The sequence below is a fragment of the Streptacidiphilus sp. MAP12-33 genome (genome assembly GCF_041261265.1).
In the GTDB taxonomy this organism is placed as follows: domain Bacteria; phylum Actinomycetota; class Actinomycetes; order Streptomycetales; family Streptomycetaceae; genus Streptacidiphilus.
In genome coordinates, this window is the sequence record NZ_JBGCCA010000039.1 from 67,659 (window position 1) to 80,914 (window position 13,256).

The following is a 13,256-nucleotide window of genomic DNA, read 5'->3' on the forward strand; positions in this document are numbered from 1 at the left end:
TCACTTCTTGGAACGGGAACCCTGGCGGACCGACAGCAGACGTCATCGCGCTGTCACCTACGCGGATTGACGCTCCCCGTGCCACCACAGGAAGATGAGGGACCGTTACGCAACCCGGTCATCCCATCCGGTCATCGGACCGGCCCAAGGCCCGAAGGGCGCTGCGCACCCGTGATAGTGATCGACGCCGTGACCAAGCGGTATCCGGACGGAACCACCGCGGTCGACCGGCTCACGCTGGAGATACCCGACCGCTCGATCACGGTGCTGGTCGGCCCCTCGGGCTGCGGCAAGACGACCACGATGCGCATGATCAACCGCATGGTCGAGCCCAGCGAGGGCCGCATCCTGCTGGACGGGCAGGACGTCCGCGAGCGCCCCGTCAACGCGCTGCGCCGCTCGATGGGCTACGTCATCCAGCACGCCGGGCTCTTCCCGCACCGGACCGTGATCGAGAACATCGCCACCGTCCCGCGCCTGCTCGGCTGGGAGCGGTCCAGATCCCGCGGCCGCGCGCTGGAGCTGATGGAGCGCGTCGGCCTCGACACGGCGCTGGCCAAGCGGTACCCCTACCAGCTCTCCGGCGGCCAGCAGCAGCGCGTCGGCGTCGCCCGCGCGCTCGCCGCCGACCCGCCGGTGCTGCTCATGGACGAGCCCTTCTCCGCCGTCGACCCGATCGTCCGCAAGGGACTCCAGGACGAACTGCTGCGGATCCAGGCGGACCTCGGCAAGACCGTCGTCTTCGTCACCCACGACATCGACGAGGCCATCAAGCTCGGCGACATGGTCGCGGTGCTGCGCGAGGGCGGCCGCGTCGCCCAGTACGCCCCGCCCGCCGAGCTGCTCTCCGCGCCCGCCGACGCGTTCGTCGAGGACTTCCTCGGCGCCGACCGCGGCATCCGGCACCTCTCCTTCTTCGGCACCGACGGCCTGGAGCTGACCGCCGAGCCGATCGTCGCCGAGGACGCCACCACCGAGCAGGTCCGCGCCCACACCATCGCGCAGACCCCCTACGTGCTGGTCACCGACACCGAGGGCCGCCCGCGCGGCTGGACCCACGCCGCCGACCGCGCGGCCGGCCTGCCCACCGAACTGCTGCCCTTCGGCCACGCCTTCGTCTTCGGCAAGGACTCGCTGCGCGCCGCGCTCGACTCCGCCGTCCTGTCGCCCACCGGCTGGGCCGTCGCGGTCGACACCGAGGGCCGCGCGATCGGCGTCGCCGCCCAGGAGACCATCGCCGCCGCGATCCGCGGCGCCCACGCCGCGGCCGGGCCGCGCGACACCCCGCGGGGCGTGCTCGCGTGAGCTTCTTCGACCAGTTCTTCCAGGTCCCCAGCGACCTGCAGAACACGTGGTGGGGCCTGGTCGGCTGGCAGTTGCAGCTGACCCTGCTGCCGGTGCTGTGCGGCACGCTGATCGCGCTGCCGATCGCCCTGCTGTGCCGCCGCTTCGGCTGGATCTACCCGCCGGTGCTCGGCGTCGCCACCGTCTTCTACGCGATCCCCTCGCTGGCCTTCTTCGTCTTCCTCATCGACGTCTACGGCGAGAGCGACATCACCGTCGAGATCCCGTTGACCGTCTACTCGCTGGTGGTCCTGGTCCCCGCGATCGTCGACGGCATGCGGTCGGTCTCCGAGGACGTCCGGGCGGCGGCCACGGCCATGGGCTTCGGTACGCTCCGGCGCTACTTCCAGGTGGAGCTCCCGATCGCGGTCCCGGCGCTGATTGCCGGCCTGCGCGTGGCCACGGTCTCCGGGGTGAGCCTGGTCAGCGTCGGCATGCTCATCGGCAACGAGGGCGCGCTCGGAAACCTGCTCTCGGACGCGCTCAACTACCACCGGCCGCTGCTCGCCTGGGACGCGGTGCTCTCCATCGCCGTCATCGGCGTGCTGCTGGACGTCCTGCTCGTGCTGGCCCGCACCCTGCTGACGCCGTGGGCGAGGAAGGCGACCGCGAAGTGAACCTCTTCGGTTACGCCCAGCAGTTCTTCGACGCCCCCGGCCGCTGGTCCGGCGCGGACGGCATCCCCAACCGGCTGCTGGAGCACACCCAGTACAGCGCGCTGGCCCTGCTGATCGCGATGCTCATCGCGCTCCCGGTGGGCCTGATCACCGGCCACACCGGCCGCGGCGGCAACGTGCTCGCCGTCCTGGCGACGGCCGCCCGGGCGCTGCCGTCCTTCGGCCTGCTGGTGCTGCTGACGCTGCTGATGGGTCTCGGCATGACCCCGGTGATGGTCCCGCTGGTCGCGCTGGCGGTCCCGCCGATCCTGGTCACCACGTACGAGGCGATGCGCAGCGTCGACCCCTCCCTGGTGGACGCGGCGCAGGGCATGGGCCTGCCGCGCTGGCGCGTGCTGTGCCAGGTGGAGCTCCCGGTGGCGCTCCCGCTGATCCTGAGCGGCATCCGCTCGGGCGCGATCCAGATCGTCGCCACGGCGACGATCGCCGCCTACGTCTCCTTCGGCGGCCTCGGCCGCTACATCGTCGACGGCCTCAGCCAGGTCGACTACGCCAAGGTCGTCGGCGGCGCGGTCCTGGTCGCAGCGCTGGCACTGGCCACGCTGGGGGTGTTCTGGTTGCTCGGCCGGGTGCTGGTGTCGCCAGGTGTGCGACGAGGCAGGTAGTTGCACCTTCAGGGGCGCGAGGAACTGCGCGACAATCCCCCAGCCTTCGGCCGGGAGGTGCCCCCTCCGGCGTGCGGATGGTCCTCGACGTGCAGGGCCATCCGCACAGGGTGGTTTCTCGCGCAGTTCCTCGCGCCCCTGGGCTGAGTGCAACTACATCTCGGCGCGCTCCAACGCGAGCTCCAGAACGACGAGCAGCGCGTCGCGGACGCTGCCGCGTTCGCGGGCGTCGAAGAGGACGAGGGGGACCGTGTCGGGGATGTCCAGCGCCCAGCGGACCTCGTCCAGGTCGTGGTCGAGGTTGCCGTCGAAGACGTTGATGCCCACCGCGAACGGCAGACCCTTGTTCTCGAAGTAGTCCACCGCCGCGAAGCAGTCGTCCAGGCGCCGGGTGTCCACGATGACCAGGCCCCCGAGCGCACCCGCGACCAGGTCGTCCCACATGAAGCCGAAGCGGTCCTGGCCGGGCGTGCCGAACAGGTACAGCTTCAGCGTCGGGTCGAGCGTGATGCAGCCGAAGTCCATGGCCACCGTGGTGGTGGTCTTGTGGGGGGTGTGGGTGAGGTCGTCGACGCCCGCGGCGACCTCCGTGATGGAGGCCTCCGTGGTCAGCGGTTCGATCTCGGAGATGGAGGCGACGGTCGTGGTCTTGCCCACGCCGAAGCCGCCCGCGATGACCATCTTGACCGGCAGCGGCGGGCGGCCCGCGCCGGTGACGGAGGAGTTAGGCAGGGCGGTCGTTGTCACGCGTGAGGCCTCGTGAGTCGGGGACGGCACGCAGACCATCGATCACCCGGCGCAGGACGGAGAGATCGTGGGCGGTGCCGACCTGGGGTGCGTGGACGGTCAGCCGGCGCGCGGCACGCAGGTCACCGGCCAGCACCCGCACCACGTTGAGGTGCAGGTGCAGCCGGGCCGCGATCTCCGCGAGCGACAGCGGTTCGCCGCAGGTCGCGACGATGTCGTGCTCTTCGAAGGTGAGCGTCGGCAGGGCCGAGAGGCCCTCCGCCGTGGCGACGACCTGCGTCTCCAGCGGCAGCCGCTGCTCGTCGGTCACGCGCCCTGCGGTGACCAGGAAGGGTCGGACGGCGAGGCTGCGACGCACCGGCTCGCCCGCGGAGCCGGCTGCCCCGGCTCCGTGGGGCGACGCGGGTTCGTCCTCGGGGAGGGCGACGTAGGGCCGCAGGGGCCGCACCACCGCCTCCTCGCGTCCGGCGTCCGACGGACTCACGCCCCGACGCCGTTCTTCAACTCCATGATCAGCTGCGGGCTGAGCGCGGCGCCGGCGCGGTTGGCGAAGAGGGTCATCTCGTAGGCGATGTTGCCCAGCTTGGCCTCCTTGGAGGCGACCACACCGAGCACGCAGCCGTTGCCGATCGAGCTGACCAGCAGGTGCCCGCCCTCCAGGTCGATGATGACCTTGTTCAGGCCGCCCAGGCCGTAGTTGCCCGAGGCGCCGGCCGCCAGACTGGTGATGCCGGAGACGATCGCGGCCAACCGCTCCGAGTCGGCGTGGTCGCGCAGCCGGGAGACGGCGATGAGCAGGCCGTCCGAGGAGACCGCGATCGCGTCGACGACGCCTGCGGTGTCGGTGGCGAAGCGGCCCAGCAGCCAGGTGAAGTCCGCCGCGGCGCTCTGCAGGTCCTGCACGGTGGGCTCGGTGGTCACTGTCCCACTCCTTCCGTTCGCTCGGGATTGCTTGTCGCACCGGTGGTGCTCGTGGTGCGTGTCGTGCTCGTGCTGCTCACGTCGCTGTCGCGCTCGGCGCGGCTGACGGCGGCCTCGAACTCCTCCAGGGAGGAGCGGACTTCGTCCGGATCGGCCGGGCGGGCGGCCAGGCGGTCCGCGCCGCTGAGGCCCTCGCGCAGCGTCGCGCCGCGCACCCGCCGCCGCAGCCCGCCGCCACCTCCCGAGCGCTCCGAGCGCTCCGTACCCTCCGGGCGATCCGGGCGCTGGGCGCGCTCGGCGCGCGGGGGTTCGTCCGCCGTGGCCGGGCTCGGCGCCGCCGGGGGCGCCTTGCGCACCGGCAGGCCCGCGTCCGTGGTGCCCACCGCCGGGCCCGCCGTCGCGGCCGTCGGCCGGTCCGTCGCGCGGGTGCGGGGGAGGGCCGGGACCGGGTCCTCGGGGCGGGCGTGGGTGGAGTCCGGCTCGCGCCGGGGCGCGAACAGGTCCACCTCGGGCTCGACCTCGACCGCCACAGGCACCGGCACCGCCACAGGCACCGGCGCGGCCGGCTGGTGGCGGCGCGCGGCCGGGGGCAGCATCGTCGCCGTGGCGGCGGCCGGAGCCTCGATCGCGGCCCGGCCGGTCGCGGACGACGCTCCGGCCGGGGACCAGGTCAGTCCGGCCCGCGGCGCGCTCGGGGTGACCAGCTCGCTGGGCACCACGACGCGGCAGGTGACGCCGCCGCCGGGGGTGCGGCTGAGGGTGACCTGGATGTTCCAGCGCCGGGCCAGTACGCCGACCACGAACAGGCCGAGCACCCGGGTGGGGGCCAGGTCCAGACGCTCGCGGCGGACCAGCCGGGCGTTCTCCTCCGTCAGCCGCTCCGAGCTCATGCCCAGACCGTGGTCGACGATCTCCAGCACGGCCTGCCCGTGCTCCTCGCGGAGCAGCACGGCGACCTCGCTGTGCGCGGGGGAGAAGGAGACGGCGTTCTCCAGCAGCTCGGCCAGCATCAGCACCAGGTCGCCGACGACGTCCGGCGCCACCGTGGCGTCGACCCGGGCGGCGAGGCGGACCCGCTCGAAGCCCTCGATCTGGCCCAGCGCGGCGCGTACGACATGGCTCAACTCAGCCGGACGGCCGTCGAGTTCGGTCTCACGGATACCGGCCAGCAGCATCAGCGAGTCGGCGTTGCGCTGGAGGCGCACCGCGATGTGGTCGATCCGGTAGAGCTGGTCCAGCAGCTCGGGATCGGTCTCGCCGCGCTCGACGGAGTCGATCAGGCTGAGCTGGCGGCCGGTCAGGTTGGCGACCCGGCGGCCGATGTTGCCGAACATCTCGGCGATGTTCCGGCGGCTCTGGACCTGCCGCTCCAGCAGCGCCCCGGCGGTCGACTGCACCTGGTTGAACGCCTTGGCCAGCTCGCCGATCTCGTCCTCGGCGGGGATCGGCAGGTCCTCCAGTTGCGGCGGACCCTCGCCGTTGTCGACCGCGTCCTCGTCGGCGACGCGCGCCAGCTCCTGGGCGGAGAGCTCGGAGACCCGGCGGGCCGCCTCGGTCACCTGCTGGAGCGGGCCGAGGATCGAGCGGCGGATCAGCGCCAGCATCAGGACCCAGCCGAAGAACACGACGACGGCCAGGCCGAGCAGGATCGAGGCCCGCCACCAGGCGCGGGTGGAGGCCAGTTGGGCCTCGCCCGCGATCTGCGGGATCAGCTCGCCGACGACGGCGGCGCGCTTGGCGGACTCCCGGACCGCGGACGGCTGCAGGGCGAGGGCGGCGAGCCGGGCCTGCTTGAGCTCGGCGGGGCTTCCGTCGCTCAGGCTGGAGATCTTCAGCGAGAGCTTCTTGAGCGTGGTCTCCAACTGCAGCTCGTCCGGGCCGTACTGGATCGTCCCCAGGGTGTTGGAGCGGTCGGTCGGCGCGATCGTGGTGAAGCGTGCCACCTGGGCGTCGAAGAGCTGGAAGCTGCCCTCGGCGATGCCGAACTGGGTGGTGGCGTCGGAGTCCATGGTCAGCGCCGAGACGACGGCCGTCTCGAACTCCGCGTGGGATGCGTCGGCCCGCAGCAGGGCGTCGAGCTGGTCGGCGAGCCGCGCGGTGGTCTGGTTGCTCTGCGGCGAGCTCAGCCCGAGGCCGTCGATCAGGCTCTCGGCGATGTTGCCGTAGGCGGAGTCGATGTTGTCGGTCGGCAGCTGGCCGGAGGTGATGGTCTGCCGCGGGGTCTGCAGGCCCGCCTGGAGTCCCTGGATCGCGTAGGCCAGGTCCGCCGGCATCGCGTCGCCGAAGGTCCGCTGGACCTTGACCACCTGCGCGTCGGTGGCGGCCTGCGCGGCCAGGTAGGAGTCGCGGTCCGGGAGGCTCTTGGCCCGGTTGGTGGGCGACTCCCAGTAGCTCTCGTAGTAGAGGATCGCCTGCGCCTCTTCGCGCTGGACGTCGTCGGCGAGTTGGGCCACGGAGGCGCTGCGGCTGAGCAGATCGGCTTCGTTCGCCGCGGATTCGGCCTGATTGACCTGGCCGTTCACGTAGACGGCGAAGAGCGTCGAGACCATCACGAGCGGGACCGCGATCAGCGCGTTGAGCTTGCGCCGGAACGGCAGTCGGGCAAGACGGCGTCCGAGTCGGTCGGCCAAGGTGTCCAGGGAGGACAACGGGAACTCCTACTGTCCCTGCGAATCGTGCTAATTGACGATGTTTCCGGCGTCGGGTCGAACCTGAGCCCGCCCCCCGAACCCGTGACCGCGGGCGAGACTACCGGTTGAGCCGACTGTTTGTCAGAGTCGGCTGTGAACATTGCGCTACAAAGCCCCCATTGGTCTTCCGGTTTCGGCCAGAGACGGTCCACTATCGGTCGGTCCAGAGGGCGGATCGTGACCAGACCGGCGTTGACTCGTGTCTCTGGCAATGGATTTGATCAAACGTGACTGAGCAAGCGACAACAAGCGACAACAGCAGAAGCCGGATTGGAACCGTGACCCCCTTCCTCGTCTCCCGCTCCACCCGTACCCGCGCGGCCGCTGCCCTGGTGGCCTCCGCAGCCGCCGTCGCGCTCTCCGCCTGTGGCTCTTCCAGCTCCACCGCCACCTCGGGCAACCCGCTCGCCCCCACCACCGCGGCGGGCGGCGGCGCCATCACCGTGGGCAGCAACAACTTCCCCGAGAGCACGATCCTGGCCGACATCTACGGGCACGCCCTCGCGGCGAAGGGCTTCCAGGTCAAGTACCACGCCAACATCGGCAGCCGGGAGATCTCCTACGGCCTGATGAAGAACGGCCTGGTCACCCTGATGCCGGAGTACAACGGCGCGCTCCTGTCCTACCTGGACCCGACGGCGGTCCCGACCAGCACTGCGGACACCGACGCCAAGGCCTCCGCCAAGCTGGCCCCGATCCTGCAGCTGCTCAACCCGTCGGCGGCCGAGGACAAGGACTCGCTGACGGTCAACGCGGCGACCGCCAAGAACCTCAAGCTGACCTCGACCTCGACGATCAGCTCGCTCACCGAGAAGGTCGCCGGCACGCTCACGCTGGGCGCGGCGCCCGAGTTCCAGACCCGCGAGCAGGGCCTGGTCGGCCTGAAGGACAAGTACGGGCTGACCTTCAAGGGCTTCAAGGCGCTGGACGCCGGTGGCACGCTGACCGAGACGGCGCTGAACAACAACGACATCCAGGTCGGCGACATCTTCACCACGGACAGCTCGATCCAGAAGAACGGCTGGGTGACCCTGGTCGACGACAAGGGCCTGTTCGGCTTCCAGAACGTCGTGCCGCTGGCCAACAAGTCGCTCCCGGCCGGCGCGGCCTCGGTGCTGAACGACGTCTCGGCCAAGCTCACCACCGCCGCTCTGATCCAGCTGAACGCCCAGGTCGCCGCCCAGGGCGCCGACCCGGCGGCGGTCGCGGACACCTGGCTGAAGGCCAACGGCCTGTCCTGATTGCCGTGCGGCCCCCACGAGGGGCTCACGCCCGAGGGGCCCGGAACCGTCCTACGGTTCCGGGCCCCTCGGGCGTTCACGGCGTGTGCGTCACGCCTGCTCGTCCGCGACCAGGTCCGCGGTGCGTCCGTGCGCGTCGGGCTGGGAGTCCTCGACGCGGCGCAGCATCCGCTCCAGCGCGCCGGACAGCTCCGCGCGCTCCTCCGGGGAGGCGTCCTGGAGCAGGCTCTCCTCGAAGACGGCCGCCATCCGCATCGACTCCAGCCACTTCTCGCGCCCGAGCTCGGTCAGCTCGATGTTGACGCGGACCCGGTTGCTCTCGTCCCGGGAGCGGGTGACCAGTCCGGCGGTCGCCATCCGGTCCACCCGGTGCGTCATCGCCGCGGGCGTCAGTCCGATCCGCTTGGCGAGCTCGCCCGGCCCGAGCCGGTAGGGGGCCCCGGCCACGATCAGCGCCTTGAGCACCTCCCAGTCGGCGGAGGAGATGCCGAGGTCGTTGAGGTGCCGCCCGTAGGACACGGTCATCCGGCGGCTCAGCCGGCTGAGCGTCGAGACGATCGTCTCGACCTGCGGATCCACATTGGGGAACTCGCGCTGGTACACCGCGACCTGCTCGCTGATCGCGAGTTCGTGCGGCTCCGGGGACGACTCTGTCATGCGCCCAGTGTCTCATGCTCAAGCCTTACGGGATTAAAACTTGCGCTCTGAAGACTTTAGTAGTGTATTCTTTCGTTCGATACGAAGACGGAGTCAGTGGGAAGGGCGGTGTGGGACATGGTGATCACGAGGGAGAACGCGACGCAGGGGGCGCTTCGCCGCGTCCAGGTGGGGAACGCCCTGAGTGCCTTCGGCAGCGGGTTCACCCTGCCGTACATGTTCGTGTACGTGGAGCAGGTGCGCGGTCTGGGATCGCTGACCGCGTGGCTGGTCTTCACGCTGTTCGCGGCTGCCGCCCTGGTGGTGCTGCCGCTCGGCGGACGCGGCATCGACCGCTTCGGCCCGCGCCCGGTGCTCGTCGCCGGCGCGGTGCTGACCGCCCTCGGCGCGGCCTCCTTCGGGCTGGCCACCACGCACTGGACCATCCTGGCGGCGGCCTTCCTGTTCGGCGCCGGCGTCACCACCTGCCAGCCCGCGCTGGCCACGATGGTGGTCCGCTGCTCCACCCGCGCGACCAGGGCGCACGCCTTCGCGCTGCAGTTCACCCTGGTCAACCTGGGCATGGGCATCGGCGCGATGCTCGGCGGCCAGATCGTCGACGTCTCCCGGCCGGGCAGCCTGACGCTGCTCTTCTCGATCGAGGCGCTGATGTTCCTGGTGCTGGCCGCCGTCACCGGTACCGTCAGGCTCCCGGCGGCGCCGTCCGTCACCGAGGCCACCGCGGCGGAGCGGGGCCGCTCGGACTTCCGCACCCTGCTGGGCGACCGCGCGATGGTCAAGCTGTCGATCCTGGCCGGGCTGATCTTCTTCGCCTGCTACGGCCAGTTCGAGAGCGGCGTCGCCGCGTACGCGACCAGCACGGTCGGGATCTCCCCGTCCGCGCTCGGCCTCGGCCTCGGCGTCAACACCTTCGCGATCGTGCTGCTGCAGATGGTCGTCGTGCGGATCACCTCCCGCCGTCGCCGCACGACCGCCATCGCGGCGACCGGTGTGGTGTGGCTGGCCGCCTGGATCTTCGCGGCGGTCGCGGGCCTCTTCCACGGCGGCTCGTTCGCCGCGATCGGCTCGATGATGACGACCTACGCCCTCTTCGGCGTCGGCGAGGCGCTGCTCGCGCCGACGCTCGGCCCGATCGTCGCGGACCTCGCCCCGGCGCGCCTGCTCGGCACGTACAACGCGGCGTTCGCGCTGGTCAAGCAGGTCGCGATCGCGCTCGGCCCGGCGCTGGGCGTGCTCCTGGTGGGCGCCGGCCTGTCCACGCTCTACCTGGCCGTGCTCTCCCTGTTCTGCGTCGCCATCACGGTCGCGGCCTGGCGCCTGCGCCGCGTCCTGCCTGCGGCCGCGGACAACGCGGTCCCGGCCCGCTCGACGGTGGTCGCCGGCTCCCACCTCCAGCCGGCGGAACTGGCCACGGCGGCATAGCCACCTCAGGGGCGCGGGGGTTCCCCGCGCCCCGAGGCGAGGGGGACCGACCGCATCGACTGCCGCTCCGGCTCGCCCCGGTGAACATCACTCGACGGATGAATGAACACCCGTCATCTCGGCTCCTTGCGTCTACACGCTTGTAGTAATTTCGGGCTGATCGACGTCCACGTCCCTCCAGCAGCCCAAGGTCGCCATACCGATGTCCGTGATCACCTATCCCGAAGCGATCGGCGTCGGCCTGCTCCAGGGCGTCACCGAGCTGTTCCCGGTCTCCAGCCTCGGCCACAGCTTCCTGATCCCGGCGCTGCTCGGGAAGCCGTTCTCGGACGACCTCAACGTGGCGGGCGACAAGTCGCCCTACCTGAGCGTCCTGATCGGCCTGCACCTGGCGACCGCCCTCGCGCTGGTCGTCTACTTCCGCAAGGACTGGGCGCGGATCATCCAGGGGCTGTACAGCTCGATCCGGGACCGGCGCGTCGAGACGGTGAACCAGCGGCTGGCCTGGCTGCTGATCGTGGCCACCATCCCCGTCGGCGTCGCCGGGATCGCGCTGGACAAGTTCTTCCGCGAGCACCTGGGCAAGCCGGAGGTCGCCGCGTTCTTCCTGATGCTCAACGGCTTCGTGCTCTTCACCGCCGAGCGGCTCAAGCGCGGCGGCACCGGCCGCCGCCGGGCCGGGGACGCGGCCCTGCCGGGCGACGAGAACGTGGACCCCGACGTCCTCTCGGACCGGCGGATCGTCAAGCTCGGCTGGGTCAACGCGCTCTGGGTCGGCGCCGCGCAGATCGCCGCGCTGCTGCCGGGCATCAGCCGCTCCGGCGTGACCATGAGCGCCGGCATCTTCAAGGGCCTGCGCCACGAGGACTCCGCCCGCTTCGCCTTCCTGCTGGCCACCCCGGCGATCGGTGGTGCGGCCCTGCTGAAGATGCCCGGCCTGCTCGGCTCCGAGGGCGCGGGCATCCACGGCCAGCTGCTGGCCGGCAGCGTCGCCGCCTTCGTCGCGGGTTACGTCGCGGTGCGGTTCCTGGACAAGTACTTCGAGACCAAGACGCTGACCCCGTTCGCGATCTACTGCTTCGTCGCCGGTGCCGGCAGCCTCGCCTACCTGTCCTTGCAGTAGTCCCGTGGCCGGGCGGTGACGGCGCGTCGAACACTTTCCGGTGCCGCGCGGGTGTTGCACTGGACGATGTGCGACGACGACCACTGCGGGCCCTGTGCCTCCTCACACTGACCGCCCCGCTGCTCACGCTGGCCGGCTGCGTGGAGGTGGACGGGCGCGGGGCCGCCCTCGCACCGCACTACGCGCAGCCCTTCGTCAGCGTCGCGCCGGTCGCGCCCGCGCCGGTGCCGACCGGGTACGACGCCAAGGCCGACGCGGCCGGTGCGGTCGCCGCGGCGCTCGCGCGGTCGCGCCGGGACGGGCGGCCGGTCCTGGTGGAGTTCGGCGCCTCCTGGTGCGTGGACTGCCAGGCCCTGGCCCAGCGGACGACCGAGCCGGCCGTGAGGCTGTTGCTCCAGCGCGACTACCGGCTGGTCACCGTCGACGTCGGGCACTTCGACCGCAACACCGCCCTGGCGGCCCGCTGGATCGACCTCAAGCGCAGTGGCATCCCGGCGCTGGTGGTGCTCAACCCGGACGGCAGCGTCCGGGCCACCACCCAGGACGGCAGCTTCGCGGGCGCCCGCACGCTCTCCTCCGACGCGATCGCCGGACAGCTCGTGGCCTGGCTCTACCCTGTGCACCCCTCTTCCCGATCATGACGAGATTCGCTCGAAGTCATGAATCGTCGCAGGTCCGCTGGATGGTGCGGGTACGCACCTGATCTGATGCCGCCACAGGCGCACGATCAGTTGCGCACGTGTGCCGGAAGGCGGTCCACGATGAACTCCACCCTCTCCGTTCTGGTCGCGTCGGCCCAGCGACGGCTGCTCTGGATCATGTTGCTGGCCTACGCCCTCGCGGCGGGCTGGCCCGAACCGGGCCTCACGCTGCGTGCGGTGACGCCGCTCCACCTCGGCGGGGCCGCTGTCCCGCTGCAGGCCGGCCTGCTGGCCGCCGTGGTCTTCAACGCCGGGCTCACCGCCCGCGCCGAGGCGCTGCCCGGCCTGCTCCGCCACCCCCGGGCCCTGCTCGTCGGGATCGCCGCCAACGCGCTGGTGCCCACCGCCCTGCTCGCCGTCGGCGCCCTCGCGGCGGACGGCTGGCACAGCCCGCACGAGGCCCAGAGCCTGCTGGTCGGGCTCGCCCTGGTCGGCGCGATGCCGGTCGCGGCCGGGGCCACGGTCTTCGCCCAGGGCAGCGAGGGCAACGCGACGCTGACGCTGGGCCTGGTCATCGGCAGCACCCTGCTCAGCCCGCTCACCATCCCGCTCGGCCTGCACCTCGGCGGCTTCCTCGCCTCGGGCCCGTACGCGGCCGATCTGCACGCGGCGGCCGCCCACGCGTGCAGCGTCTTCGCCGTCGTGACGGTGGTCCTGCCGTGCGCGGCCGGTCTGGCGCTCGGCCGGTGGTCGCGGGCCCGGCACCCCGGCGCGCTCACCGCCGCGCTGCCCTCGGTCCGGGCGGCGAACCTGGCGGTGGTGGTCCTGCTCAGCTACACCAACGCCTGCGGCGGGCTGGGCCAGGTGGTCGCCCGCCCCGACCCGGACTTCCTGTTGCTGGTGGCCGTCGCCACCGCGGCCATGTGCGGGGGCTCGTTCCTGACGGGCTGGATCCTGGCCGGGCGCCTCGGCCTGCCGCGCGCGGACGCGATCGCGCTGGCCTACGCGTCCGGCATGAACAACAGCAGCGCGGGCGCGGTCGTCGCGGTCACCCGCCTGCCGGGGAACCCGGCGGTGCTGGTCCCGATCCTCGCGTACAGCCTGCTCCAGAAGCTGCTGGCCTCGGCATTGGGAGCGTTTGTCCGGCATGCCCGGTTCGATGACGAAACTTCAGTCGGACGGTGAGCC

Annotated in this window: 13 protein-coding genes; 8 read left to right on the plus strand and 5 right to left on the minus strand. The window is 71.6% G+C overall.

Annotated elements, in window-relative coordinates; genetic code table 11:
• Positions 1-171 precede the first annotated feature (171 nt).
• The 3 genes from ABH931_RS32130 to ABH931_RS32140 are packed head-to-tail and all read left to right on the plus strand — an operon-like array spanning position 172 to position 2,626.
• Positions 172-1,305 carry an ABC transporter ATP-binding protein gene (locus ABH931_RS32130; RefSeq protein WP_370121201.1) on the plus strand — a complete coding sequence of 378 codons (1,134 nt, stop codon included), beginning with the start codon at positions 172-174 and terminating at the stop codon, positions 1,303-1,305.
• A complete protein-coding gene (locus ABH931_RS32135; protein ID WP_370121204.1) occupies positions 1,302-1,961 on the plus strand; it encodes an ABC transporter permease in 660 nt (219 codons plus the stop codon). Before ABH931_RS32130 ends, ABH931_RS32135 begins: the two co-directional genes overlap by 4 nt.
• Positions 1,958-2,626, plus strand: a complete 669-nt coding sequence (locus tag ABH931_RS32140) for an ABC transporter permease (RefSeq protein ID WP_370121207.1) — start codon at positions 1,958-1,960, stop codon at positions 2,624-2,626. The genes ABH931_RS32135 and ABH931_RS32140 overlap by 4 nt, the downstream gene beginning before the upstream one ends.
• Before the next feature lie 153 nt (positions 2,627-2,779).
• Here the strand turns inward: ABH931_RS32140 and ABH931_RS32145 are convergent, their stop codons facing one another.
• Genes ABH931_RS32145 through ABH931_RS32160 form a run of 4 tightly spaced genes read right to left on the minus strand, consistent with a single transcriptional unit; the run spans position 2,780 to position 6,942 of the window.
• Entirely contained in the window at positions 2,780-3,412 is a 633-nt protein-coding gene (locus ABH931_RS32145; RefSeq protein WP_370121209.1) for an ATP/GTP-binding protein, read from the minus strand.
• The gene (locus tag ABH931_RS32150) at positions 3,351-3,812 is read right to left on the minus strand and encodes a DUF742 domain-containing protein (RefSeq protein ID WP_370121271.1); all 462 of its coding nucleotides are present in this window, start codon (positions 3,810-3,812) and stop codon (positions 3,351-3,353) included. Before ABH931_RS32150 ends, ABH931_RS32145 begins: the two co-directional genes overlap by 62 nt.
• A gap of 41 nt (positions 3,813-3,853) precedes the next feature.
• Positions 3,854-4,294, minus strand: a complete 441-nt coding sequence (locus tag ABH931_RS32155; protein WP_042453731.1) for a roadblock/LC7 domain-containing protein — start codon at positions 4,292-4,294, stop codon at positions 3,854-3,856.
• On the minus strand, positions 4,291-6,942 hold the full coding sequence (locus tag ABH931_RS32160) for an ATP-binding protein (protein ID WP_370121212.1): 2,652 nt from the start codon (positions 6,940-6,942) through the stop codon (positions 4,291-4,293). The genes ABH931_RS32155 and ABH931_RS32160 overlap by 4 nt, the downstream gene beginning before the upstream one ends.
• A 320-nt stretch (positions 6,943-7,262) precedes the next feature.
• Here ABH931_RS32160 and ABH931_RS32165 point away from each other — a divergent pair, with 320 nt between their 5' ends.
• Positions 7,263-8,225 carry an ABC transporter substrate-binding protein gene (locus ABH931_RS32165; protein ID WP_370121215.1) on the plus strand — a complete coding sequence of 321 codons (963 nt, stop codon included), beginning with the start codon at positions 7,263-7,265 and terminating at the stop codon, positions 8,223-8,225.
• A 90-nt stretch (positions 8,226-8,315) separates the two neighbouring features.
• Here ABH931_RS32165 and ABH931_RS32170 read toward each other — a convergent pair whose 3' ends face one another.
• Positions 8,316-8,882: a MarR family winged helix-turn-helix transcriptional regulator gene (locus ABH931_RS32170; RefSeq protein ID WP_370121218.1), complete on the minus strand. Its 567-nt coding sequence runs from the start codon at positions 8,880-8,882 to the stop codon at positions 8,316-8,318.
• 117 nt (positions 8,883-8,999) lie between these two features.
• On the opposite strand from ABH931_RS32170, the gene ABH931_RS32175 reads away from it, so the two are divergent.
• The 4 genes from ABH931_RS32175 (at position 9,000) to ABH931_RS32190 (ending at position 13,253) form a co-directional block, all read left to right on the plus strand.
• Complete coding sequence (locus ABH931_RS32175; RefSeq protein WP_370121221.1) at positions 9,000-10,304, plus strand: MFS transporter; 1,305 nt, start codon at positions 9,000-9,002, stop codon at positions 10,302-10,304.
• 202 nt (positions 10,305-10,506) lie between these two features.
• Positions 10,507-11,427, plus strand: a complete 921-nt coding sequence (locus tag ABH931_RS32180; RefSeq protein WP_370121224.1) for an undecaprenyl-diphosphate phosphatase — start codon at positions 10,507-10,509, stop codon at positions 11,425-11,427.
• Between the two features lie 68 nt (positions 11,428-11,495).
• On the plus strand, positions 11,496-12,068 hold the full coding sequence (locus ABH931_RS32185; RefSeq protein ID WP_370121227.1) for a thioredoxin family protein: 573 nt from the start codon (positions 11,496-11,498) through the stop codon (positions 12,066-12,068).
• A gap of 120 nt (positions 12,069-12,188) precedes the next feature.
• Positions 12,189-13,253, plus strand: a complete 1,065-nt coding sequence (locus ABH931_RS32190; RefSeq protein WP_370121229.1) for a bile acid:sodium symporter family protein — start codon at positions 12,189-12,191, stop codon at positions 13,251-13,253.
• Positions 13,254-13,256: the final 3 nt, after the last annotated feature.